The organism is Sanguibacter sp. Leaf3, from assembly GCF_001425965.1.
In the GTDB taxonomy this organism is placed as follows: Bacteria; Actinomycetota; Actinomycetes; order Actinomycetales; family Cellulomonadaceae; genus Sanguibacter; species Sanguibacter inulinus.
On the sequence record NZ_LMRH01000001.1, the window covers coordinates 721,084 to 744,145 of the forward strand.

Genomic DNA, 23,062 nt, shown 5'->3' on the forward strand with positions numbered 1-23,062 from the left:
CTCCCTCCCGACAGACAAGGTGCTCTCATGACGATCCGTGTGCTCGTGGTCGACGACTCGGTGGTGATCCGCCGCCTCGTCGTCCAGGCCCTCGAGAGCGACCCCGGCATCGAGGTGATCTCGACGGCCGCGAACGGGAAGCTCGCGCTCGCCAAGGTCGAGCAGCTGCGGCCCGACGCCGTGACGATGGACATCGAGATGCCCGAGCTCAACGGTGTCGAGGCTGTCCGCGAGCTCCGCAAGCGGGGCCACCAGATGCCCATCATCATGTTCTCGACCCTGACCGAGCGGGGCGCGACAGCGACCCTCGACGCGCTGTCGGCCGGGGCGTCGGACTATGTGGCCAAGCCGTCGAACGTCGGGTCGATCAACGAGTCGCTCAAGGCTGTCGCCGACCAGCTGATCCCGAAGATCCGTGCCCTGGTGCCCGGAGCCCGGCAGGCACCGCAGCGTGCCGCCGGGGTCCCGGTGCGGGCCGCCGTCGGTGCTCCGCCGGCACCCCGGACCGCAGCGCCCCGCCAGGGTGCGCGCCGTCACCCCGTGCGTGCCGTCGTGCTCGGCTGCTCGACGGGTGGCCCCGAGGCGCTCTCCCGCGTGGTCGAGCGCCTCACTGTCCCGCTGCCGGTCCCCATGCTCGTGGTGCAGCACATGCCCGCGGTCTTCACCCGTCAGCTGGCCAACCGCCTCGACAGGCTCGGCCCGTCGACGGTCGTCGAGGCCGAGGACGGCCAGGCGCTCGTCCCCGGCGGCATCTACATCGCACCTGGGGACACCCACCTCGAGGTCGACGGGAAGGCCGGCAACCTGCGCGCCCGCATCACGCACGGTCCGCCTGTGAACTTCTGCCGGCCGTCGGTCGACGTGCTGTTCCGCTCGGTCCTCGAGCGCATCGGCCCGGACCTGCTCGGCGTGATCCTCACGGGGATGGGTGCTGACGGCAAGGCCGGCTCGGGTGCCATCGCCGAGGCCGGCGGCACCATCGTCGTGCAGGACGAGAAGACCTCTGTCGTGTGGGGCATGCCGGGCGTCACCGCCCAGGCCGGCTACGCACACCGCATCGTCCCGATCCTCGAGATCGGGCAGACCATCTCGGCCCTCGTCCAGGCGAGCGCCGCACCACAGGAGGTGAACTGAGTGAGCCTGACCACGGAGAGCTTCTCCTTCGTCGCTGACCTCGTCCGCGCACGCAGCGCGATCCACCTCGCCCCCGGCAAGGAGTACCTCGTCGAGAGCCGGCTGCTGCCGCTCGCACGCAGGCGCGGCGTGTCGGTCGACGAGTACGTGCGCAGCCAGCGCACCCGCCCCGACCAGCTCGAGTCGGAGATGATCGTCGAGGCGCTGACGACCAACGAGACGAGCTGGTTCCGCGACGCGCTGCCGTTCCAGTCGTTGACCGACCACATCCTCCCGGAGGTGACGTCCAGGCTGCTGCCGGCCGCGCCCCTGCGGATCTGGTCGGCGGCCTGCTCGACGGGCCAGGAGCCGTACTCGATCGCGATGGTCCTGCGCGAGAGGCTCGGCACCCGCCGGGCCGAGATCACCGCGACGGACCTGTCCAACGAGGTCCTCGACAAGGCCAAGTCCGGCCTGTACTCCCAGCTCGAGGTGAACCGCGGCCTGCCCGTGACCTATCTCGTCAAGCACTTCACCAAGTCGGGCGCGCAGTGGCAGATCGCCGACGACGTGAGGTCGATGGTGCGGTTCAGCAAGCACAACCTGCTGAGCGCGCCGCCGGCAGGGGGACCCTTCGACATCGTGTTCCTGCGCAACGTGCTCATCTACTTCGACGTCGAGGTCAAGCGGGACATCCTGCGGCGCCTGCGACCGCAGATGCGCCCCGGAGGGTTCCTCGTCCTCGGGGCAGCAGAGACCACAGTCGGCATCGACGACGCCTGGACCCGTGTCCAGGTCGGCCGCAGCTCGATCTACCAGAACTCAGGGAGACCCGCATGAAAGCACTCGTGATCGACGACTCTCGGACCATGCGGCGCATCGTGTCCTCGACCCTCAAGGATCTCGGCTACGAGACCGTCGAGGCCGGGGACGGCCAGCAGGCCCTCGACGCCCTCGAGGTGGGCGACGAGTTCCAGCTCGCGTGCATCGACTGGAACATGCCCGTCATGGACGGGCTCACCTTCGTCACGAAGGTCCGGGAGAACCGCGCCTGGCGCGGCATCACGCTCATGATGGTCACGACCGAGAGCGAGCACGGGCAGATCGTCAGGGCTCTCGCGGCCGGGGCCCACGAGTACCTCATCAAACCGTTCACCCCGGACGCTCTCCGGGACAAGCTGGAGCTGCTCGGGCTGCTCCCCGTAGAGGAGAACGCATGATCGCCCACCTTGTGGCTGTGGCCAGGGAGCAGATCCTGACCATCACCGAAGACGTCTTCGCCGCGATGATCGACGGTGGCGGCGAGGTGCTCGTGTCCGAGCGCTTCGAGCCCGTGCCGGCCCCCGTCGAGCCGCTGAGCGCGTGGGTCGACATGACCGTCGCCGAGCTCGGTCTCGGTGTCCGCACGATCGTGCGCACCGAGCGTCCGGCCGCCGACGAGCTCACCCGCGCCCTGCTGATGATGGACGCGTCCGAGCCCGTCGGCCAGGAAGACCTCGCCGACGCCTTCGGTGAGCTCGCCAACGTCGTGGGCGGTAACGTCAAGTCGCTGCTGTCGGCCCCCGCGGTGCTCTCGCTCCCGACTGTGGCACAGTCAGCCCCCGAGCTCCCCGAGCAGCAGTTCTTGCAGGACATCGCCCTCGACTGGCGGGGCCACGTCCTCGTCGTGTCGCTGTGGTCGCTGGTCTGACCCCGCACCACCAGTAGAAGCAGGAGAGGAACCCCCCTTATGTACGTCCTTGTCGCCGACGACAGCCGCGTGATGCGGCAGATCGTGATCCGTACCCTGCGCCAGGCAGGGTACGACTGGCAGATCATCGAGGCCACCGACGGTCAGGAGGCCTACGACATGGCCCTCGCCGAGAAGCCTGACCTCATCCTCTCGGACTGGAACATGCCCAACGCCACCGGGATCGAGGCGCTCCAGGCGCTCCGCCAGGCCGGCTGCATGATCCCGTTCGGGTTCGTCACCTCCGAGGGGTCGCAGGAGATGCGCGACCAGGCAGCCGCCGCCGGCGCGCTGTTCCTCATCGCGAAGCCGTTCACCGCGGAGTCCTTCCGCGAGGTCATCGACCCGGTGCTCGCGTGAGCGCGACGCCGCTGCCGAGCGCCCTCGACGTCCGCGAGCTGCTCGAAGGTCTCCTCGGCCGTGAGGTCGCGGTGGCCACGGGCGGCCCGATGGTCGACCCCGGCAGCACCGACGGTGCGCTCGTCGCCGAGTTCGTCTCGGACCAGATGCAGCTCGCTGCCATCGTCGTCATGGACGTGCCGCTCGCGGCACGCTCCGGCGCGTCGATCGCCCTCATGCCCTCCCTCGCCTCGGAGAACGCTGTGGGCGCCGGAGAGCTGACCGACGTGCTGCTCGAGAACGCCGGCGAGATCCTCAACGTCATGGCGTCGCTGTTCAACGCCGAGGGTGCCCCGCACCTGCGGCTCAGCGCTGTGCACCCGCCCAAGGCTGCGCTGCCGAACGACGTCGCAGGCTGGGTGCTGGCCTACGTGCCGCGCCTCGACCTCGAGTGCGACGTCTCCGGCTACGGACCGGGGAACCTCTCGGTGCTGGTGGTCTGACGACTGCGGCCACCTCCGAGCGGACCACGAGAGACCCGAGGCCATGCCTCGGGTCTCTCGTGCGTCCGGGGTCGTGCGTCCGGGGTCGTGCGGGCGGACCGCGGGCGACCGTACGTCTCAGTCGGTCGAGCGCTGACCGTCCGCCGCCGACCATCCCCGACCGCGACACCGGGCTGTCCGGGCGATGGTGAAGGTCCGGTGAGAAGGTGAAGATTTGGTATGGTCTGAGGACAAGCCGGACGGACCGGCACGGCAGGTGACCGCCGTGGCCCGTGGCGTCCCCTGCTGACCAGTCGAAGGATGAGGAGCCCTCTGTGAACGGCTCGGCCTTCGACCGCCTCAGGCGAGACCTCTGGCACCTGCGCCACGGCGGGCTCTCGCAGCTCAGGGCGTCGAGGAGACGCCGGCTCCGCTCCTCCTCACCGACCACGGCCTCGGGCGAGTACAGACCGTGGGACCCCGCGCCGCGGGTCGCCGACCCGTCGGCTCCCCGGGTCGGGGTCGTGCTCGACGACTTCTCGAGGGTCGCCTTCGAGGCCGAGTGGGACCAGGTCCTGCTCAAGCCCTCGAGCTGGCAGACCACCCTCGACGAGGACGCGCTCGACCTGGTCTTCGTCGAGTCGGCGTGGGCCGGCAACGGCGGGGCGTGGAGCTACCACCTCACCGGGCCGACAGCCCCGCGCCCAGCCCTCGTCGAGATGCTCGCCCGGTGCCGTGAGCGCGGGGTGCCGACGGTCTTCTGGAACAAGGAGGACCCGGCCCACTTCGAGGACTTCCTCGACACCGCACGCCTCTTCGACCACGTGCTCACGACCGACGTCGGCCGCGTCGAGGACTACCGCCGCGAGCTCGGCCACGACAGGGTCGGGGTCCTCGGCTTCGCGGCGCAGACGAGCGTGCACAACCCGGTCCGGAGCCACGGGAAGGGACCGCGAGGCGACGTCGCCTTCGCCGGGATGTACTTCGCGCACAGGTACCCCGAGCGTCGCGAGCAGATGGACCTCCTGCTCGGGGCCGCGGTCCGCGCCGGGGGCACGATGCCCTCAGGCCTCGAGATCTTCTCGCGCCAGCTCGGGGGAGACCCCGACTACCAGTTCCCCGAGCCCTTCGCCCAGCACGTGGTCGGCTCGCTGCGCTACGACCAGATGCTCACCGCCTACCGCGACTTCAAGGTGTTCCTCAACGTCAACTCCGTCGTCGGGTCGCCCAGCATGTGCGCCCGGCGGATCTTCGAGATCACCGCCTGCGGGACTCCCGTGGTCTCGACGCCGAGCGCCGCGATCGAGGCGTTCTTCCCGTCCGACGAGGTCTTCACCGTCAGCGAGCCCGACGAGGCCGAGAACGTCCTGCGGGCGCTCGTGCGCAGCCCCGAGCTGCGCGACCGGTCGACGCACCGCGCGCAGCGACGCATCTGGTCCCAGCACACCTACGCCCACCGCGCCGACGAGGTGCTCGTCGCGGCGGGGCTCCGCGAGCCCGGCACCCGGCGGCGCCCGACCGTGACAGCCCTGGTCTCGACCCACCGGCCGCACCAGCTCGAGCACGTCGTCCGTGCCGTCGCCGCCCAGCGGGACGTCGAGGTGCAGCTCGCGCTGCTCACCCACGGCTTCGAGGTCGACCGCCGCACCGTCAGCAGCCTCGCCGCCGGCCTGGGGCTCGCCGACGTCGTCCACCTCAGCGCTGACGCGGCGACCCCTCTGGGCAGCTGCCTCAACCTGCTCGTCGACGCCGCCGACGGCGACGTGGTCGCCAAGATGGACGACGACGACCTCTACGGCGAGCACTACCTCTCCGACCAGCTGTACGCCATGGACTACAGCGGGGCGCGGGTGGTGGGCAAGCAGGCGCACTACATGCACCTCGAGGCCACTGGCGCGACGGTGCTGCGGTTCGCAGAGCGCGAGCACAGGTATACCGACTTCGTCATGGGGCCCACGATCGTCGCCGCGCGTGAGGTCGCGCTGGCGCATAGGTTCGCCCCAGTGGGGCGTGGGGAAGACACGCAGTTCTTGGGCGACGTGGCCTCGGCAGGGGAACGCATCTACTCCTCCGACAGGTTCGGGTTCGTCCAGGTGAGGAAGGCCGCGGCAGGGGCCCACACCTGGTCCGTCTCAGACGCGGAGGTCCTCGCGGGTGGCGAGGTCAAGTTCTACGGACGTGCTGACCAGCACGTCATGATCTAGGGGAATCGCATGGAGAACATCACCACGGTCGCCGTCATCGGGCTCGGCTACATCGGCCTGCCCACGGCCGCTATCCTCGCGTCGAAGGGGATCGACGTCGTCGGGGTCGACGTCAGGCAGAGCACCGTCGACGCCGTGAACCGTGGCGAGGTGCCCTTCGTCGAACCCGACCTCGGGACCTACCTCGCCGGGGCGGTGACTCAGGGGAACCTGACCGCCAGCACGAAGACACCTGCGGCAGATGCCTACATCGTCGCGGTCCCGACGCCCTTCAAGGACGACCACGCCGCTGACCTCTCCTACATCGAGGCCGCAGCCGACGCGATCGCCCCGCAGCTGGTCGGTGGAGAGCTGCTGATCCTCGAGTCGACGTCGCCGCCCGGAGCCACGCAGCACATGGCCGACCGTATCCTCGCGCTGCGCCCCGACCTGCGGCACAAGGACGAGGACGGCGGGCTGTTCTTCGCGCACTGCCCGGAGCGTGTGCTGCCAGGGCGCGTGATGATCGAGCTCGTGACGAACGACCGCATCGTCGGGGGAGTGACACCACGTGCTGCCGAGCGCGCGAAGTCGCTCTACGAGACCTTCTGCCAGGGTGAGATCCTGCTGACCGACGCGAAGACCGCCGAGATGGCCAAGCTCGTCGAGAACTCCTTCCGCGACGTCAACATCGCCTTCGCCAACGAGCTGTCGATCATCGCCGACAAGGTCGGGGTGAACGTGTGGGAGCTCATCGAGCTAGCCAACCACCACCCGCGGGTCAACATCCTGCAGCCGGGACCTGGCGTGGGCGGGCACTGCATCGCGGTCGACCCGTGGTTCATCGTGGACGCTGCTCCTGAGGAAGCGAGGTTGATCCGGACGGCGCGCGAGGTGAACGACTCGAAGCCGGGCTGGGTCGTCCAGTCGGTCCTCGACAAGCTGTCAGGGCACACCAGCCCGGTGATCGCCGCTCTCGGGCTGAGCTTCAAGCCGGATATCGACGACCTACGGGAGTCTCCCGCCGTCGAGGTGGTCCGTCAGCTTGCCGCAGCTCTGCCCACGTCCACGATCTATGCGGTGGAACCGCACGTGAGCGCCCTACCGCCCGTGCTCGAGGTTCTCGAGGGCGTCACGCTCGCATCTCATGACACAGCAGTCGCCGGCGCGGACCTCGTGCTTGTCCTCGTCGGCCACGCTGCCTTCCGCGATGCCCCCGAGGGACGGCCGCAGAGCGCAATCATCGTCGACACCTGCGGGGCATCTCGGTGAGCCGACGGGAGCTAGGGACCACCGTGAAGTCTCGTCTGGTCGAGAGCGGAGAGACCTTCGCCGGAGCTCAGGTGGTCTGCGACCCGTATCACCGGCGGCTCGTCGGCTTGGGTTTTGTCGAGAGAGACTGCGAGGTGTTCGACAGCCTCGATGATCTTGGCCCGCTGGGTGCTGGCGGTCTGGTCTGCGTGTCAGATGACCCCCACGTGATGTACGACGCGGTGCGACTGCTTCAAGGCGCACGTGGAGAGACTCCGGCCTACGTGGTCCTCGTTCAGCATGCCAGTCTTCTCGACATCGTCCGAGACCTGGAGATGATCGAACGCTCCGAGGACGTGGCGATCACAAGCATTGCCATGCGGGACGGTCTCTCATTCGTGAGGCTGGGAGCGGCTCGTGCTGAGGACTCCTCCGCACGTGATCTCGTCGTCGGGCTCGTGCACGGGGCCGAGCACGGGCAGGCCTCGGCAGCCGCGCAGCTGGTCGCCGACGCGCAAGAGATCGACGAGCTCCGTCGCCAGCTCTCTCAGGCGACAGAGAAGCTGGCGGCCGCTCAGTCTCAGCCCTCGGTGAGAGCTGAGTCGGAGGATGCGAGGGCGCTTGAGTCCAGACTCGTCGCAGAGAGCAAACGGCTCGCCGCACTGCAGAGAAAGTACGATGCGCTCGCTGGGTCGCGGCTCGGCCGCCTCACACTGAAGCGCTGGGAGAAGAAGAGACGGGGCAACGGTGAACGGTGAGGTGGAGGGGAAGATGACAACTCTCAGCACGACCGGTCAACGCCACGAGTCTGTCGTATCAACCTCGGGCCGCCGTCGCGAGACCGAGCGATCGCCCTTGGAGCGCGGCCCGGTCGTGCCCTTCGGTTGCACAGTCATCGTCGCGAGCCACCTCGGCCGTGACAGGCTCCGAGACTGCGTGAGCTCGGTGGCAGCGCAGGATGCCGACACAGGTGAGCTCGAGGTCGTGGTCGTCACCAACGGGCCACGTGACGGTAGCGACGAGGTGCTCGAAGAGCTGGCCCGCGAGCACCCGAACCTCCAGCTCCGCTGGTTCCATCGAGCGCGGGCGAGCGCAGGGGAGGCGCGAACCCTCGGTATCGCAGCCAGCAGGTTCAAGTTCGTCACCTTCCTCGACGACGACGACCGCCTTGAGGTCGGTTTTGTTCGTGGGATGCTCGAGCTCGCAGCAGATGACGTGATCGTCGCAGCTGGCATCCACGACGTGGACTCAGACGGTGGCGTCGACACCGGCACGACGCTCGGTCAGCGCATCCGTGCGATCGGTACAGCGGAGCCGGAGCTGCACACCGTGCCGTGGCTCCTCGGCTTCAACGCGTGCAAGCTCATCCCGAGGTCCTGGGCGCTCGAGCAGGACTACGATGCCGATCTCCGGAGTGGTGAAGACCTCGTCTACATGGCCGGGCTGCTCCGCCGGCCCGCGACGAAGGTGAGAGTCTCGACCGGTGACGGGTCTTCTTACCTCCGCCAGGTCAGGAGCGAGTCGATCTCCCGCCAGCTGCCGTCCTTCGACTTCTCGGTCGCTCAGCGTCTCGCAGTGATCCGTGCTCTCGAGGACACCGCAGGTGTCACGTCGGACACCGCCGCCGCTGCGGTCTCTGTGCTGGTCCGAGCCCAGGTTGGGTTCATCACCCGGTACCTCGAGGCGTGCCCCGACGAGCATGAGGCTGTGGTCGCGGCGATCGAGACCTCTGGTATCCGGCGATTCCCCTGGAGAACACTCGACCGTGCACGGGCGAAGGACCTCGTGATCGCCTATTGCTTCGCCCCGTTCTCCGACACGAGCGCGATCGTCGCCGCGAAGGCCGTCGCCGAGCGCAGGCGTGTGGTCGATGTCATCACCAACGACATGACGGGGGTGCGCCGGGTGGACCAGTCCGCAGGTGCGCTGGTCGACCGGTGGATCGACACGCAGTACACGATCGACAGCCCGCCCTCCTTCGCCGGTTGGGACCAGATCTCGCAGTTCGCGTCGAAGGCCGGTGCCGTGGCTGACCGAGAAGACATGCGTGCAGGCGGTTACGAGTCCGTGTACTCACGTGCCCTCTGGGTCGGCTCGCACCTCGCTGCAGCTCTCTTCAAGCTCGATCACTGGTCGGTGCGCTGGACCGCGGAGTTCTCTGATCCTCTGCGGACAGATGCCACGGGAGCCCGGCGCGCTGGCGACGTGAAGGACGACGACATGTCTAGGCGTCTCGTCAGGGCGATCGAGTCGAGGGGCTTCGAGGCTCCACGGGGAGCCTCGCTGTTCGAGCTCATCGAGGACGTGACCTACGCACTGGCTGACGAGATCATCTTCACCAACGAGAACCAGAGGGAGTACATGCTCGACATGGTCTCGCCACGACTCCGGAAGCACGCTCTCGCGCGATCACGGGTCCGGCCCCACCCTGTCCCGCCGGAGTATGCCTATGGCCTCCGCGACTCGGGGTACGAGGTCAGCAGCTCGACGGTCGACATCGCTTACTTCGGCAGCTTCTACTCGAACCGGGGGCTCTCGGATGTGCTCGTCGCGATGCGCAACCTTCCAGTAGCCGATCGCGTTGCTGTGCGGCTGCACCTCTTCTGCAGCAGCCCGGACACCGTCCGAGGAGAGGTGGAAGGGCTCGGCCTGTCGCAGAACGTCGTGGTGAACCCGTACTTGCCCTACCTCGAGTTCCTCAGTGCGTCTCGGCTCTTTGACGCCCTCGTCGTCAACGACGTGGAGCGACCGTCTTCCATGCCGATCAACCCATTCCTGCCGTCGAAGGTCTCGGACTACGCGGGATCCGGACGACCGATCTGGGCGATCTATGATCAGGGCTCGCCCCTCGCGGCATACCCTGCTCCTTACAGGTCGGCCATCGGTAACAGCGCGGCGATGGTCGCCGTCCTGCAGCAGATCGTCCGGGACGCGTCACGAACACGAGAGTCAGAGAGGCCATGAGCGCCAGCGTCACCTTCGAGAACATCCGTTTCGATGCCGGGAACCGTCTGAGCATCGACGTGGTGGACAGTGTCCGTGGGAATTCGTGCCTGTGGTTTCAGCTTCCGACACCGGTCCGCCCGCGGGACGATGTCATCGCGCTCTGTCTGGCTACGCTCTGCGGAAAGGTATACGACTCGGTCGAGTTCGATCTGGTGTACTCCGAGCGTTGTGCGCAGAGCCTGCGGAAGATCACGGGAGCGGAAGTCACCGCCCCGAGCGGCCCGGAATACTACCGGCGCCGCGGCGCTACAGCCGCACTGAATTTCTCTGGCGGCTTCGACTCGCTCGCCGTGCTCGAGATGATGCCGCAAGACACGGCTCTCATCTCGCTCGACTTCGGAGGTCGCTTCGCTCGAGAGCGCGCTTCCTTCAGTAACTTTGCGACGAACATCGTGGCGACGAACCTGGTCGATCTCGGCTGGCACCGGAACTCGTGGGAGTTCATGGCTGTCGGGACCATCCTCTTGCGGGACCAGCTGGATCTCGGCGCCTACGCCTTCGGTACTGTGATGGAGGCGTCGCGGGACTTCTTAGCAGCGACGGGCTCCTTTGTTCCGGCGGTGATCGAGGCTTGCGCTTATCTCGGGTTGACGTCCCACAATCCCGTGCGCGGATTGACGGAGATCGGCACGCTCGCTGTCGCTGCGAGGAGCTACGCCTCCACGTTCGCGTCGGTGGCCGAGTCTGTGGCCAATGCGCCCGAGGCGAAGTACACCCGGAAGATCCTCATGATGACCGCAGTCGCAGAGAGGTTCCATCTCGACTTACCCATCCCAGAACTGCCCTCTGCCCGTGCGTGGTACGACTGGGGTGACGATTTCGCGAATGATTTCCTGACGCCGTACCTTGTCAGCGTCCTCGGAGTCGAGCGAGTGCAGGGGATGTATAAGACTGCACTTCCGGCAGATGTCCTCGACTTTGCCACGTCGGCTCGTCTGCGTCTCTACGAGCGTTTCAACCCGGAGATCGTCGCGGCATCCGCTGGCCCGCTCGCTCCTCGGGCATACGAAGTCGCCGCGGCTTGCGGAGTCTTCTCCTACGACAGGACAGACTGGGCTGAGCTCGAACAGCTGGCCGCGCTTCTCTCTGGTGCGGCGTGATGACGGGCTCTCTCGTCCTGTGGGCAGAACCGGGGACGTCGGGAACACGTGTCGAGGTCCGGACGCGGTCCGGGACGTGCTTCGTCGAGACCGCCGGAGACCTCGGGTCAACTCCTGCCGCGAGCGAAGGGGCTCTTCAGATCGAGTCTGTCGTCGAGTTGGGGGCCGTCGGCAGCGTCATCGATCGTGGGTGCGACATCGACGTCGCGATCGAGATGTTGACGGCGTTGTTCCCGTGCGTCGAACCCGGGGGGAGCTATCGGATCGAGGTCGGCGTCGATCGGTCTGCCCTGCGGACTGCTCCGATCATCCGTGCTCTCGTCGATGCCGTGGCGAATCGATGGGTTGATGGTGCAGCTGCTACGTCGCAAGACCCTTTCGTGGCCTACTGCCTGCGGAACCTAGCGTCGTTGAGCGTCGGGACAGACGCCTTGACACTGGACAAGGTCGACCGTCCCTTCGTCGTCCTGCCGGCACGACCGCTCAGCGCTCTCGAAGGCATCGACAGTCGGGTAGGCGTCGTTCCTCGGAGCTATCGCCGAGCTGTGGCAGATTTCTACGGCCCAGGAGCTAAAGGCGACGTGCTGCGGGCTCGTACGTCGAACTTGGCCGACGTCGAGGCACCCGGCGGCCTCGTCGCGGTGCTGTCCGACGCGACGGTCCTCGGTTTTGGCCCGGTGGTGGTCGACGGGAATCTCATCGACGAGTCGCTCATCAACACCCGCAGCATGCGCCAGCGAGGCCTTCTCTACCAGGTGGCGGAGACCGACACCTTCCTGCTCGAGCGCCCTCTTACTCCTCCCCACCCGCCTCTCCCCGGAGTGACGTCTGTGGTGATGAAGCAGACTTGGGACGTCAACTATGGACACTGGATCGTGGACACGTTTCCGCGCGTGGAAGCAGTCGTCAGTGCCCACGGTACCGAGGGCATGAGCTTCATCCTCAACGTTCCCCCCTCGGAGCAGATGCGACAGGTCTTCGTAGACTCGATGTCGCTCGTCGGGGTCCGCGAGGAGCAGCTCGTGTTTACTGGTTCGCATCCCTACGCCATGGAACGGGCGATCTATCCGGCACCCGTGACGGTCCCTCCGCTCGTCAAGAACCCGAGGTCAGTAGAGTTCCTCCGCGAGCTGGCACTTGACCTGGACGATTCCGCAGATCGACGTCCCAGGCGGCTCTACGTCACACGAAACGGCTCCGGACGACGCCGTCTCCTTAACGAGGATGCCGTCATCGACGTTCTTCGTCCTCTCGGCTATGAGGTCGTCGCGCCGGAGACACTGACGCTCAGGGAGCAGATGGCAGTCTTCCGGGACGCGACGCACGTCGTTGGAAACATGGGGGCGGCTCTCTCCAACCTGGCGTTCTCGGGAGACGGCGTGCGGGTCCTCTGCCTGGCGACAGAGGCAATGAACCACGACTACTTCTACGACATCGTGTCGGTGAAGGGTGGGATCTACATCGGGTTGCAGGGTCTCGCTGCCGAGCAGCCAGCGACGATCGCATCCGATTTCACGATCGATATTCCCCTGCTCGAGGATGTGCTCTCGAAGCACGCTTTCGACCGCCCCTGAGGTACCAGATGTGCGAGTCCTTCCGGGTTCAGCCGGAGGTGCGGACGATCTCCAGCGTCACCATGACGCTCTCGGAGATCGCCGTTCCCCCTCGAGCGGCAAAGAGGTGCACGGACCACCGAGGTGCTGGTGCGAAGGACTGGTAGATCTCCCATGTCCCGTCGGGGGTGACCGTCACCGTCTGGTATCGGTGCCCACCGATCTCGAGAGTGACGGTGTCACCGGGAGTCGCCGTCCCGTGCAGGTGCACCGACCCCGCCGGGTGCGTGGTCGAGGGCTCGGGTGAGACCAGCCGAGGAGGGTCGACGGAGCTCGACACCGTGGCATCACGGTCAGGCGGAGGCGCGTGCTCCAACCAGTCGATACCAGGGAAATCACCTTGACGGGCATAGCTCACTGCGGCGTCGATCGACGCATGCATGAGGTCTAGGGGTGGAACAGGATGTCCAGGTCCGTAGTACATCGGCGTGAGATGGACTCGCCGGCCATGCGATGTCCCGCCGGTCTCTGGGGCGAGTCCTTGGGCGAGCGCGTAGGGGGCGAAGTGGTCCCGCATGTGCTCAACGTCTCCGGTGTTCTGCACCCAGACGAAACGTGCAGCTGTCGCTTGTGCGAGAGTCTCTTCGAGGCTGACCCTGTCGCCGAGCCTGGCATGGACTGCTTCGTAGTTCTCCCCGGGGAAGACGGTCGACAGGAATCCCTCGACGTGGGCTCGCGGACCGTGCGCGAGCGAGCGCTGGGTCGAGAAGGCTAGCGCGACGGATGGCTCGGACCGTGCCGAGGCTATGCGCGCCGCCGCGAACCCGCCTGCAGAAGATCCGATCAAGACCACGTGTCGGGCCCCGACCTGTGCCTGGACAGCGTCGACTATCTGAGCGAGGCGTGGGGTGAGGTCCTCTCCCTCGGTGCCGACATACCAAGCGTTCTTGAGCTGTTCGTCGATCGACAATGTCGGGTCCGAGATGTAGAGCTTGGACTCGGGGCGCCCTGCAAGAGAACGCAACCACTCGAACCGGGGTAGGCGATCGGGGCCCGGCTCCACGCCGCCGTGGAGATAGACGGTCAGGACGTCGGAGTCCCGTGGGACTACGGCCAGGTCAACGGCCAGTGCCCCGCCGTCGACCGGTGCGACCACGTACCTGCCCGGGTGTTCCGAGATGGTCAAGGAGCCCACGGAAGCTGAGTGCTGCCGCAGTGGCAGGCTGTCTCGGGAAAGAGGCGGTGGGATTGCGAGGATCCTCTCGCGTCGACATGAGAAGGCATGCGTCGAAAGCTCTACAGCGAGCCGCTGGTAGACATCGTCCGAGTAGTGGAACGCCGCTCGTCCCCAACGGTGGTCGACAGCAGCGACCACGTCGCGAGTGGTGATCACCGGGACGCCGAGAGTAGTACGTACCTGTTCGACATATCTCTCGGTGATCTCGTTGGCCTCGTCGGGACGAAGGCCGAAGCTTGCGGGTGTCGGATCACCTTCTGAGTCGTCAACCGCCCACGGAGGAGCGAGCAGGACTGTTCGTCCGATCAGGTCCCGAGCATCGAGCGCTTCGCCCCACTGGTGGAGGGCGTCGGACCACAGCCTGCGGTGGGTCGCGCTGCCGAAACGTACGTGCTCTGCGTTGTCTGGCACGATCCCGGCACGGATCTGCTCGACAGAGCGCGTCTGCACGCTGCCGTCCTCGAATCTCGAGATGCCGAGTCTCTCGTCGACGAGGTCCCAGACGAGCAGGTCGAGGTCTTCGGGGAGCCGATCTAGAGAATCGACGAGAGAAGACCTCGCGTCAGCAAGGAGCATTCGACGCTGAAACTCACTCGGCAGCATACTCAGAGCGAGATCGATCGCGGGATCTACCGGTGCGGTGAAGGCGCTCACCAAAGACTGCCGAGCGGTGTAGGACACCAGCTCGAAGTTGGGGGCGAGGTACTCGAAGGTGTCGCGCGACACGCAGCTGCCGTAGATCGCGACCCGGATGCGTTCAGCGTCCAGCACGGAGTACTCCTGCGGACTGTGCCCGTGCGTGGCGAGGCGGAGTCCTCCGCGAGTCTCGGGACATGAAGGTGATGTGCTCAGCTCGACCGTCCTCGATCGCCTCTCGGAACAGTCCAGCCGCCTTGTCGGTGTCTCCCTGGGCGATGCTCCAGGCCCACAACCTGTATCGACGGGCCGTCTCTTCGGCCGGTCCGTTCAGGACGACCTTGCCCTTGTGGAGCCACACCGCGCGTGAGCACATCTCTTCAATTGTCTGTGCAGCATGGGAGACGAGGAAGACCGTGGTCGCCTTGCGGCGAAGTTCGTCCATCGTGCTCTGGCTTCGCGCGCTGAACGAAGCGTCACCGGTGCCGAGCGCCTCGTCGATGAGCAGGATCTGAGGCTGGGCGGCTGCGGCGATCGCGAACCTCAGACGCGACCCCATCCCAGAGGAGTAGGTCTTCATCGGGAGGTCGATCGAGGCACCGATCCCTGCCAGCTCCAGGATGTCAGGGAGGAGATCATGGGCGCGGTCCGGTGACAGGCCCATCGCGAGGCATCCGAGCACGGCATTCTCCGCGCCTGAGAGCTCTGGTAGCAGGGCTGCGTTGACACCGAGGAGCACGGGGGTGCTTGCGCTGAGGATGCGTCCACGTGAGGGCGGCTCGAGGCCTGCGATGGCTCGAAGCAGGGTGCTCTTCCCTGAGCCGTTGGCACCGATGATGCCGACAGACTCTCCGCGTGAGGCGGCAAGAGACACGCCTCCCAGAGCGCGGACGATCACACCGGGACGACGTCCGACAACCTTGCCGATCAGCCGTGCAGGTCCAGACGTCGGCAGGGTTGTCTGTGACGCCCTGACCTTGTAGTGCATGTGGACGCTGTCGACTGCGACGGTCAGCGCGGAGCCGTCCCAGGGGTCAGCCACGTCCATAAGATTCCTCACCACGCCAGAAGAAGAGCAGGCCGGCGAGAGGCAGCGCTGTCGCCCAGAGCGTGAGGACCAGCCACGAGCCTGCCGTCGGGGAGACACCGTAGAGAAGGAGATCTCGGGTCATGTCGAGGATGACGAAGAGCGGGTTGAGCTGCATGACCTGGAGGAGACCAGGATGGGTGACGAAGTGGTCGAGGGAGAAGAACACGCCAGACCCGTAGATCCAGAAGCGTGTCATGAAGCTGATGGCGTGATTCAGGTCTGGTATCCGGAAGACGATACGTGCCGCGAAGAGAGCCAGACCGAGGTTGAAAGTCGTCTGCAGGGCCAGCACTGCGGGGAAGAGCATCCAGCGCCAGGTGATCACGGCGTGCGGCGGGATCGCGGCGATGAGGACGGCCATGGTGAGCAGCACCGGTCCGGTGCTGAACAGCTCTCGTAGAACCCCGGCGATGGGGAGCGATGCACGTGGGAAGGTGAAGGACCGGATCAGGCCCCTATTGCTCGTGACCGACGATGCCCCGGTAGTCAGACAACGCTGCGTGAACTGAAACATGAAGACACCGATCAGCAGGAAGCCGACGAAGTTCTCGACACCGCGATCTGTCTTGAGGAGCAGCGCAAAGATCAGGTAGAAGGCGAGGCCGTCGAGGAGAGGCTTGAGGACCAACCAGACGGACCCGAGGAGCATCTGACGGTTGCTGGTCTGGGCCCGAGCTCGGGAGTCCGCCACGATGAAGTGTCGTCGGTCCCAGAGCTGGCTGAGGTAGTCAGGCAGTCTCGGACGAGTACCGATCTCGCGGAGGCCGCGCGTGCTGAGCGTGACGTTATTTGGAGAGCGAGTCTCGCTGCTGTTCATGGGCGGTCTCCGTCGGATGAACGACCACGATGACCTCGGGCCACGCCGCGAAGGGCAACCTTGTAGACCTGTCCGACGGATGCCCAGGTCCGGCTCGCCGCGAACCTGATGCCTTGCGCCCCGAACTCAGCCCGGAGACGAGCGTCGCCAGAAAGTTCCTCTAGGGCGTTAGAAAGTCTGGCGGTATCACCCGCCGTCACCAGCACCCCGCTCCCAGGCCCTCCGACGATCTCGCGCAGCGCCGGCAGGTCGCTCGCGACAACTGGTCGTCCGTACGCCATGGCCTCGATCGGTTTCAGTGGGGTGACCAGGCGGCACACCCTGACGTCGCGTCGTGGGACGACGAACACGTCGAGGGCCTGGTGGTACATGAGCGCCTGCGAACGTGGCACCCGGCCGGTGAACAGCGTAACCCGGTCGATCTCGAGGCGTCTGGCCTCGGCCTCGAGCGCCCCGCGGGAGACACCGTCGCCGACGATCAGCGCCCGGGCGTCGATCCCGCGCTGGCGGAGCAGGGCGACGGCACCGAGCAGCGTGTCGAGGCCTTCGTAGTCGACCAGGCTGCTCACGGTGCCGACCCAGAACCCCTCGGCCGGGAGCCCGAGGACCTGCCGCGCGTCGACGGCGTCGAGCGAGCCCTCGAGCAGCTCGGCGTCGACGGCGTTCGGCACGAGGGAGATGGTGTCGCGGTCGACCCCGCGGGCGACGAGCTCGTCGCGGAGCGTCTCGCTCAGCGTGAAGACGTGGTCGGCTGCCATGGCGAGCTCGGTCTCGCGGTCGCGCAGCATCCGGTACTTCTCGCTCTGGGCGGCGTGCTCCTGCTGCGCACCTGCGGGTCGGCTCGCGACCCATGTCTCCTCCAGCAGCCCGCGGACCTCGTAGACCCACGGGACGCCGAGCTCACGGGCGGCTGCCCGGGCGACGAGGCCGTTGGTGTAGTTGGTGGTGGCGTGCAGCACCTGGGCCCCGACCTCCTCGGCGAGGGGCAGCAGCATCTGGACGCTCTGGCGCAGCCGGGCCTCGACCGTCGCGCCCGGGGACGGCAGCACCAGCCGGCGGTAGTCGACCCCGTCGATCGTGTCGGCGTGCCGTGCTGCGATCTTGCCGACGGTGACGGGGTAGCCGAGCCTGGTGGCCGCGGTGACGCGCAGACCGGCGTCCTGCTGGGCGCGGAGCACGGCGTGGCTGCGGTGGGTGTACCCGCTCTGGGTGTGCGGCAGCGAGTTGGTGAGGACGTGCAGGACGGAGATCCCGGCGGGCGTCGTCGTGGACGTCTCTCCACGGCCCGGGGCGCCAGGGGCGGAGGTCTTCGGGACGACGAGGTCGACGCCTGGGCTCATCATCCGCACCTCGGAGGCGAGCCGCGCACGGAGCGGGGAGTCCCGTCGTGCAGCGACGCCCTGTCGAGCGGTGCTCTGGGCCTCACCGGCCTCACCTGGCCCGCGTGCCGCCGTGCCGCCCGTCGCCGCGTCGAGCGTGGCGACAGCTCCGCTGAGGTCACCTCGCTGCCACAGCGCCCGTGCTCGGCTCTGACGGAGCCCGTCGAACAGCTCGGCGGGAAGGTCGTCGGCGGTACCGAGCTGGACCGCGAGCTCGACGAGCCAGCGGCGCCCCACCCGACCGGCCCGGAGGAGCCCGCCCCGGGACTGGGGGAGTGCCGCTGCCTGGCGCAGCTGGTCGCGGGCGTCGTCGAGCTCTCCGAGCAGCCAGGCTCCCGTGGCGCGCGTGAGCGGCTTGCCCGAGCGGGTCAGTGCGGTCCCTGTCGCACGCGTGACGCGGCGCGGCGCCCTGCGGCTCACCTGGACCGCGAGCAGCAAGGGGTCCTCCCGCAGGTGCCCGGCCACGGTGCTCACCGTCAGCCGCAGGTTGGTGACCAGCTCGGCGGTGCGGCCCGTCACCGGACCACCTCACGGAGCAGCGCGTCGTAGCCGGCGGCGAGCTCGGCGAACCCGGCGTTGGCGCGAGCCCACTCGCGCCCTGTCGACGGTGTGCTCAGCAGGGTCCTGTCGTCGGCCAGCTCGCCCCACAGCGTGACGAGGGCCTCGACGTCGCCGGGTGGTACGACGGTCCCGGCGCCCGTCCCCGAGACGAGGTGCGCGGCCTCCCCGGTGACGGCGGCCGAGATGTGCCGGCCGACGGCGAGGGCCTCGTAGAGCTTGGACGGGACGGTCCAGGCGAAGGGGGGCCAGTCGCGCAGGGAGACCAGGACGGTGTCCGCCCACACGTAGTGCTCGGGCACCTTGTCGGCGAGGACCCGTCCGACGAAGTCGACCGGGGCGCCGAGGGTCGAGGCGAGAGCCTGCAGCTCGGAGTGCAGGGCGCCGCCGCCGACGATGCGCAGCCTGACGTCGATCCCGAGCGCGCGGGCTGCCGCAGCCGCCTCGACGGCAGTCTCGAGTCCTTGGCTGCGCCCGACGGTCCCGACGTAGAGGACGTGCAGCCCACCTTCGTCTCGAGGCCGTTCGAGCGCCGGCACGGCGTCGACGGGGGCGCCGTTGCGGACGACCTCGACCCGTCGCATGCCGCGGGACCGCAGCACCTCGGCGAAGGCGTCGGTCGTGGTCACCACGGCGGCCGCCCGGCGCTGGACCCAGGTGACAGCACGGTCGGCGGCATGGGTCGCCACCCGGCGCTTGAGTGAGACGGTCCGTCGGCCGTCGTGCAGCACGCCGCTCGCGTGGATGAGGTCGGGCCATGCGTCGCGCATCTCGACCACGTGCGGGACCCGCCAGACGAGCGCGAGGACCCAGCCTGCGAAGAGGGAGGGCAGCCCGGGGGCCGTCGAGACGACGACGTCGGGCCTGTCGGCGCGGTGGCGCAGCCTGACGAGCGCACGCCAGACGGTGTCGAGGGCGGCGACGCCCTGGTCGGCCGACCGCGACCTGAGTCCTGGCCCGTGCTCCCGGAACCTCACGCGGTGGACGGTCTCACCGTGCTGTCCCCTCGACGTCGACCCGACGGCGTGCTCGCCTCGGGGGTCGTCGAGGGTGCCTGTGGGGTAGTGGGGCGGCGGGGCGAACACGACGACCTCGTTTCCGAGATCGCGCAGGCGAGGCACCAGGGCGGACCACCGCCGCTGCGGAGCGTTGTTCTCCGGTGCGTAGTGGTGGCTGACCAGCAAGATGCGCACCCGTCGGCCCCTCCTGTGGTCTTCGTCGTCGTACGTGCCGTGCCCTCACGTGCTCCGCGCGTGGAGATCATGTGTGTGATGAGTGCGGGCACCATCATAAACCCGGTGTTCCGGGTAACGGAGCCAAAACCCCCGAGGCCGTACCATGGTCGACTGTGAGCACAGGGGACCCCTTCGAGGGAATGACGACCGAACCGGCACGCCGGTCTCGACGCGGCACGAACGACGACGACCCGTACGCGGAGCCCGAGGAACGGCGCTCCGGCGGGCGGCGGGCGGTCATCATCGCCTTCTCGGTGCTCCTCGGCCTCGTCGTGCTCGGTGGTGGTGCTGTCGCCGGCTATCTCGCGTGGGTCAACAACAACATCGAGCGGATCGCCGACCCCTTCGACGACCTCGACCCCGCAGCTCGGCCGACCCCTGCCCCGACAGAGCCGGGTGCCGAGGCGACCCCGCTCAACATCCTCGTGCTCGGCTCGGACAGCCGGATCTCCGCAGGGGACCCGAGCTCGTGGGAGGAGGGTGGCCAGCGCACCGACGCGCTGATGATCGTGCACCTCCCGGCCGACCGCAAGAGCGCCGTCGTCATGTCGATCCCGCGTGACTCCTGGGTCCCCGTGCCCGGGCACGGAGAGGCGAAGATCAACGCAGCCTTCTCCTTCGGCGGGCCGACCCTGGCCATCCAGACCGTCGAAGACCTCACCGGCATCCGCATCGACAACTTCGTGGTGGCGGACTTCACGTCCTTCGTCGAGCTGACCGACACGCTCGGTGGCGTGCAGATCACCGTCCCCGAGGACGTCTACGAGCACGACACGCTCCTGTTCTCGGCCGGCAAGCAGACCCTGAGCGGGGAGCAGGCGCTCGCTTACACCCGCCAGCGCTACGGTCTCCCCGGTGGTGACTTCGACAGGGTCAAGCGCCAGCAGAACTGGATCCGCGCGATGGTCGCCAAGACCAAGAACGACGGGTTGATCTCGAACCCTGTGCGGCTCACGAACCTGCTCACCGTGGTGAGCCGCTCGGTGTCCGTCGACGACAGCCTCGGCATCAACGAGATGCGGGCGATCGCCGAGAGCCTCGACGGCCTCGCGACCAACGACATCACCTTCCTCACGGCCCCGGACGCCGGGACCGGCACGAGCGCAGACGGGCAGTCGATCGTGCTCCTCGACCGCGCAGCCTTCGACCCGCTCGTGGCCGCGATCGCGCAGGACACCTCGGCCGAGTACATCGAGGCCAACAAGGACGCCCTCGGTATCCTCGGGGCTACGGTCAAGTAGCCACCGAGCGCAGCAGAGCCCGCCCGACCGCGAGGCCGAGCGGGCTCGGCCGTGCACGGGTCCGGCCGGTCAGGCGACGAAGTCCTCCAGGCGGCTCCCGACACCCAGCAGCTGGGCGATCGCGGCGACGGCCCGCCCGCTCGCCGCGCCGTCACCGTAGGGGTTCACGGCCGTCGACATCGACACGAAGTGCTCGTCGTCCGTGACGAGCCGCTCGACCTCGGCGACGATCCGCTCTTCGTCGGTCCCGATGAGCTGCACGGTCCCGGCGGCGACGGCCTCTGGGCGCTCGGTGTTCTCGCGCATGACGAGCACGGGCTTGCCGAGGCTCGGGGCCTCCTCCTGCACGCCTCCCGAGTCTGTCAGCACGATCCGGCACGCCCCGAGCAGCCGTGTGAACTCCCCGTAGGCCAGAGGCTCCGTCACGACGACGTTCTCCGCTCCGGTCAACGGCGGCAGGACCGCGTCGCGCACCACAGGGTTGCGGTGCAGGGGGAGCACCACGAGGTACTCGGGGTGCGCGTCGGCGATGCGGCGCAGCGCCCGGCCGACCCCCTCCATCGCGGGACCCCAGCTCTCGCGACGGTGGGTGGTGACGAGCAGGATGGGCCGGCCAGACGCCGCCGCAGACTCGAGGGCAGCGTCGGTGAAGGGGTGCTCGCTCTGCGCCGTCGCCAGCAGGGCGTCGATCACCGTGTTCCCCGTGACGGCGATCGCGGCGGCGTCGATGCTCTCGCGGACGAGGTTCGCCCTGCTCTCCGAGGTCGGTGCGAGGTGCAGGGCGGCGATCTGCGAGGTGATCTTCCGGTTGGCCTCCTCGGGGAACGGCGACGTGATGTCGCCCGAGCGCAGCCCCGCCTCGAGGTGGACCACGGGGATGCCCGCGTAGAAGGCGGCGAGAGCGGCAGCGGTCGACGTGGTCGTGTCTCCCTGGACGACGACGGCGTCCGGCCGGTGCTCTTCGAGCACGGGGGCCAGACCGGCGAGGATCTTGGCCGCGATGCCAGACAGGCTCTGCCCGTGGCCGAAGACGTCGAGGTCTGCGTCGGGGACGATCCCGAAGATCTCGTTCACCTGGTCGAGCATCTCCCGGTGCTGACCGGTGACGACGACGATGTTCTCGAACCTCTCGTCAGCCTCGATGGCGGCGATGACAGGAGCGACCTTGATCGCTTCGGGGCGTGTTCCGTAGACAGTCATGATGCGCAGGCTCATGGCCCCCAGGGTCTCATGAAGTGCGCAGAGCAGACAGAACGTCCGACTCCGGGCGTGGCTCGACGTACCTCGGACGACAACCCGTGTCCAGGGCGAGAGCCCTGCACGTACGGCAAGATGGCGGGGCGACGTCGAAGGTGTGAGCACGTCAGCGTCTGAGGAGATGAGGAGCAGGTCTGTGCGGGTGGCGTTCGCGAATGTCCGGGGCGGCATGCTCTGCCTCGGAGACCCCGGTGGTCGCCACGTCAGGCTGAGCGTGGACGGGCTCGACGCCTCGCCCGGCGCGGGCGCTGCAGCCGACGACGTCGACTCTGACGACGAGCTCGACGACGACGGCATCGACGGCGACGACCTCGACGACGGCGACCACTTCGGTGACGGCGACTTCGGCGACCGTGACGACGCCCCAGACGGTGATGCCAGAGCGGACGAGGACGACGCCCACGACGGCGTCCCGCGCGGCCTCGTGCGGTGGGGCGACCTCGCGGCCCTCGAGATCGACGCCCCGACCACCCGGTGGCGCTATCCCGGGGTGCTGTCGACCGTCGTCGCGGCCGTCGTCGGGAACATCGGCATCGAGTGGTACCCCGAGGGAGCGGCCTTCGACGTCGAGATCACCACGGCCTCAGGCGTCGGGATCGTCGCCTGCGACGGCTTTGCCGGGCGCGGCTACTGGGCGCCGCACGCCCGGGCGGTCGAGGCGCTCCTGCGGCTGCTCGTCTCCGAGCGCGCACCACGGGCCTGGCTCGACACCCCGGGTGACCTCCTCGGGGTGGTCGCCTCGGTCGCGCGGAGCGGGCCGACCGACGAGGCGCTCGCGGACGAGCTGCGTGTGCTGCTCGAGGCCGGTCCCCGGCGCGTCTGACGGCAGGGTGGCTCAGCTGACTGCCCCGGTCGC

At 68.0% G+C, this 23,062-nt stretch carries 20 protein-coding genes; 14 read left to right on the forward strand and 6 right to left on the reverse strand.

The window, feature by feature from the left end; all coding sequences use genetic code 11:
- The first annotated feature begins 27 nt into the window (after positions 1–27).
- The 12 genes from ASG53_RS03095 to ASG53_RS03150 all read left to right on the forward strand — a co-directional run bounded on the left by ASG53_RS03095 (position 28) and on the right by ASG53_RS03150 (position 12,777).
- Entirely contained in the window at positions 28–1,134 is a 1,107-nt protein-coding gene (locus tag ASG53_RS03095) for a protein-glutamate methylesterase/protein-glutamine glutaminase (RefSeq protein ID WP_056128341.1), read from the forward strand.
- Positions 1,135–1,953, forward strand: coding sequence for a CheR family methyltransferase (locus tag ASG53_RS03100; protein ID WP_056128343.1), 819 nt, complete (start codon positions 1,135–1,137; stop codon positions 1,951–1,953).
- A complete protein-coding gene (locus tag ASG53_RS03105; protein ID WP_056128347.1) occupies positions 1,950–2,333 on the forward strand; it encodes a response regulator in 384 nt (127 codons plus the stop codon). Before ASG53_RS03100 ends, ASG53_RS03105 begins: the two co-directional genes overlap by 4 nt.
- On the forward strand, positions 2,330–2,803 hold the full coding sequence (locus tag ASG53_RS03110; RefSeq protein ID WP_056128350.1) for a chemotaxis protein CheX: 474 nt from the start codon (positions 2,330–2,332) through the stop codon (positions 2,801–2,803). The genes ASG53_RS03105 and ASG53_RS03110 overlap by 4 nt, the downstream gene beginning before the upstream one ends.
- A 39-nt stretch (positions 2,804–2,842) precedes the next feature.
- Positions 2,843–3,202, forward strand: a complete 360-nt coding sequence (locus ASG53_RS03115) for a response regulator (RefSeq protein ID WP_056128353.1) — start codon at positions 2,843–2,845, stop codon at positions 3,200–3,202.
- On the forward strand, positions 3,199–3,684 hold the full coding sequence (locus tag ASG53_RS03120) for a hypothetical protein (protein WP_056128355.1): 486 nt from the start codon (positions 3,199–3,201) through the stop codon (positions 3,682–3,684). Before ASG53_RS03115 ends, ASG53_RS03120 begins: the two co-directional genes overlap by 4 nt.
- Positions 3,685–3,998: 314 nt before the next feature.
- A complete protein-coding gene (locus tag ASG53_RS03125; RefSeq protein WP_056128358.1) occupies positions 3,999–5,867 on the forward strand; it encodes a glycosyltransferase in 1,869 nt (622 codons plus the stop codon).
- A gap of 9 nt (positions 5,868–5,876) precedes the next feature.
- Complete coding sequence (wecC, locus tag ASG53_RS03130) at positions 5,877–7,118, forward strand: UDP-N-acetyl-D-mannosamine dehydrogenase (protein WP_056128361.1); 1,242 nt, start codon at positions 5,877–5,879, stop codon at positions 7,116–7,118.
- Between the two features lie 23 nt (positions 7,119–7,141).
- Complete coding sequence (locus tag ASG53_RS03135) at positions 7,142–7,855, forward strand: hypothetical protein (RefSeq protein WP_156382645.1); 714 nt, start codon at positions 7,142–7,144, stop codon at positions 7,853–7,855.
- A 13-nt stretch (positions 7,856–7,868) separates the two neighbouring features.
- Complete coding sequence (locus ASG53_RS03140) at positions 7,869–10,061, forward strand: glycosyltransferase (RefSeq protein WP_156382646.1); 2,193 nt, start codon at positions 7,869–7,871, stop codon at positions 10,059–10,061.
- Complete coding sequence (locus ASG53_RS03145) at positions 10,058–11,203, forward strand: hypothetical protein (RefSeq protein WP_056128371.1); 1,146 nt, start codon at positions 10,058–10,060, stop codon at positions 11,201–11,203. The genes ASG53_RS03140 and ASG53_RS03145 overlap by 4 nt, the downstream gene beginning before the upstream one ends.
- Complete coding sequence (locus tag ASG53_RS03150; protein ID WP_056128374.1) at positions 11,203–12,777, forward strand: glycosyltransferase family 61 protein; 1,575 nt, start codon at positions 11,203–11,205, stop codon at positions 12,775–12,777. Before ASG53_RS03145 ends, ASG53_RS03150 begins: the two co-directional genes overlap by 1 nt.
- 28 nt (positions 12,778–12,805) lie before the next feature.
- Here the strand turns inward: ASG53_RS03150 and ASG53_RS03155 are convergent, their stop codons facing one another.
- The 5 genes from ASG53_RS03155 to ASG53_RS03175 are packed head-to-tail and all read right to left on the reverse strand — an operon-like array spanning position 12,806 to position 19,666.
- On the reverse strand, positions 12,806–14,764 hold the full coding sequence (locus ASG53_RS03155) for a DUF6270 domain-containing protein (RefSeq protein ID WP_056128377.1): 1,959 nt from the start codon (positions 14,762–14,764) through the stop codon (positions 12,806–12,808).
- A complete protein-coding gene (locus ASG53_RS03160) occupies positions 14,751–15,677 on the reverse strand; it encodes an ABC transporter ATP-binding protein (RefSeq protein WP_056128380.1) in 927 nt (308 codons plus the stop codon). Before ASG53_RS03160 ends, ASG53_RS03155 begins: the two co-directional genes overlap by 14 nt.
- Positions 15,664–16,536 carry an ABC transporter permease gene (locus ASG53_RS03165; RefSeq protein ID WP_056128383.1) on the reverse strand — a complete coding sequence of 291 codons (873 nt, stop codon included), beginning with the start codon at positions 16,534–16,536 and terminating at the stop codon, positions 15,664–15,666. Before ASG53_RS03165 ends, ASG53_RS03160 begins: the two co-directional genes overlap by 14 nt.
- Positions 16,533–18,434, reverse strand: coding sequence for a glycosyltransferase family 4 protein (locus tag ASG53_RS03170; protein WP_056128386.1), 1,902 nt, complete (start codon positions 18,432–18,434; stop codon positions 16,533–16,535). The genes ASG53_RS03165 and ASG53_RS03170 overlap by 4 nt, the downstream gene beginning before the upstream one ends.
- Positions 18,431–19,666 (reverse strand): glycosyltransferase family 4 protein, encoded by a 1,236-nt coding sequence (locus ASG53_RS03175; protein ID WP_056128390.1) that lies wholly within the window; start codon positions 19,664–19,666, stop codon positions 18,431–18,433. Before ASG53_RS03175 ends, ASG53_RS03170 begins: the two co-directional genes overlap by 4 nt.
- A 155-nt stretch (positions 19,667–19,821) precedes the next feature.
- On the opposite strand from ASG53_RS03175, the gene ASG53_RS03180 reads away from it, so the two are divergent.
- On the forward strand, positions 19,822–20,949 hold the full coding sequence (locus ASG53_RS03180) for an LCP family protein (protein ID WP_235533811.1): 1,128 nt from the start codon (positions 19,822–19,824) through the stop codon (positions 20,947–20,949).
- A 69-nt stretch (positions 20,950–21,018) separates the two neighbouring features.
- On the opposite strand, the gene wecB is transcribed toward ASG53_RS03180, so the two are convergent.
- On the reverse strand, positions 21,019–22,164 hold the full coding sequence (gene wecB / locus ASG53_RS03185; RefSeq protein WP_056128394.1) for a non-hydrolyzing UDP-N-acetylglucosamine 2-epimerase: 1,146 nt from the start codon (positions 22,162–22,164) through the stop codon (positions 21,019–21,021).
- A gap of 184 nt (positions 22,165–22,348) precedes the next feature.
- On the opposite strand from wecB, the gene ASG53_RS03190 reads away from it, so the two are divergent.
- The gene (locus ASG53_RS03190; protein WP_156382647.1) at positions 22,349–23,029 is read left to right on the forward strand and encodes a hypothetical protein; all 681 of its coding nucleotides are present in this window, start codon (positions 22,349–22,351) and stop codon (positions 23,027–23,029) included.
- Positions 23,030–23,062 lie beyond the last annotated feature (33 nt).

Excerpts from the sequence above, each read along its gene's own strand:
- ASG53_RS03095 (WP_056128341.1), top strand. The coding sequence starts at position 28 with ATGACGATCCGTGTGCTCGTGGTCGACGACTCGGTGGTGATCCGCCGC.
- ASG53_RS03140 (WP_156382646.1), top strand. The coding sequence starts at position 7,869 with ATGACAACTCTCAGCACGACCGGTCAACGCCACGAGTCTGTCGTATCA.
- wecB (WP_056128394.1), bottom strand. The coding sequence starts at position 22,164 with ATGAGCCTGCGCATCATGACTGTCTACGGAACACGCCCCGAAGCGATC.
- ASG53_RS03105 (WP_056128347.1), top strand. The coding sequence starts at position 1,950 with ATGAAAGCACTCGTGATCGACGACTCTCGGACCATGCGGCGCATCGTG.
- ASG53_RS03110 (WP_056128350.1), top strand. The coding sequence starts at position 2,330 with ATGATCGCCCACCTTGTGGCTGTGGCCAGGGAGCAGATCCTGACCATC.
- ASG53_RS03150 (WP_056128374.1), top strand. The coding sequence starts at position 11,203 with ATGACGGGCTCTCTCGTCCTGTGGGCAGAACCGGGGACGTCGGGAACA.
- ASG53_RS03165 (WP_056128383.1), bottom strand. The coding sequence starts at position 16,536 with ATGAACAGCAGCGAGACTCGCTCTCCAAATAACGTCACGCTCAGCACG.
- ASG53_RS03160 (WP_056128380.1), bottom strand. The coding sequence starts at position 15,677 with ATGGACGTGGCTGACCCCTGGGACGGCTCCGCGCTGACCGTCGCAGTC.
- ASG53_RS03145 (WP_056128371.1), top strand. The coding sequence starts at position 10,058 with ATGAGCGCCAGCGTCACCTTCGAGAACATCCGTTTCGATGCCGGGAAC.
- wecC (WP_056128361.1), top strand. The coding sequence starts at position 5,877 with ATGGAGAACATCACCACGGTCGCCGTCATCGGGCTCGGCTACATCGGC.
- ASG53_RS03115 (WP_056128353.1), top strand. The coding sequence starts at position 2,843 with ATGTACGTCCTTGTCGCCGACGACAGCCGCGTGATGCGGCAGATCGTG.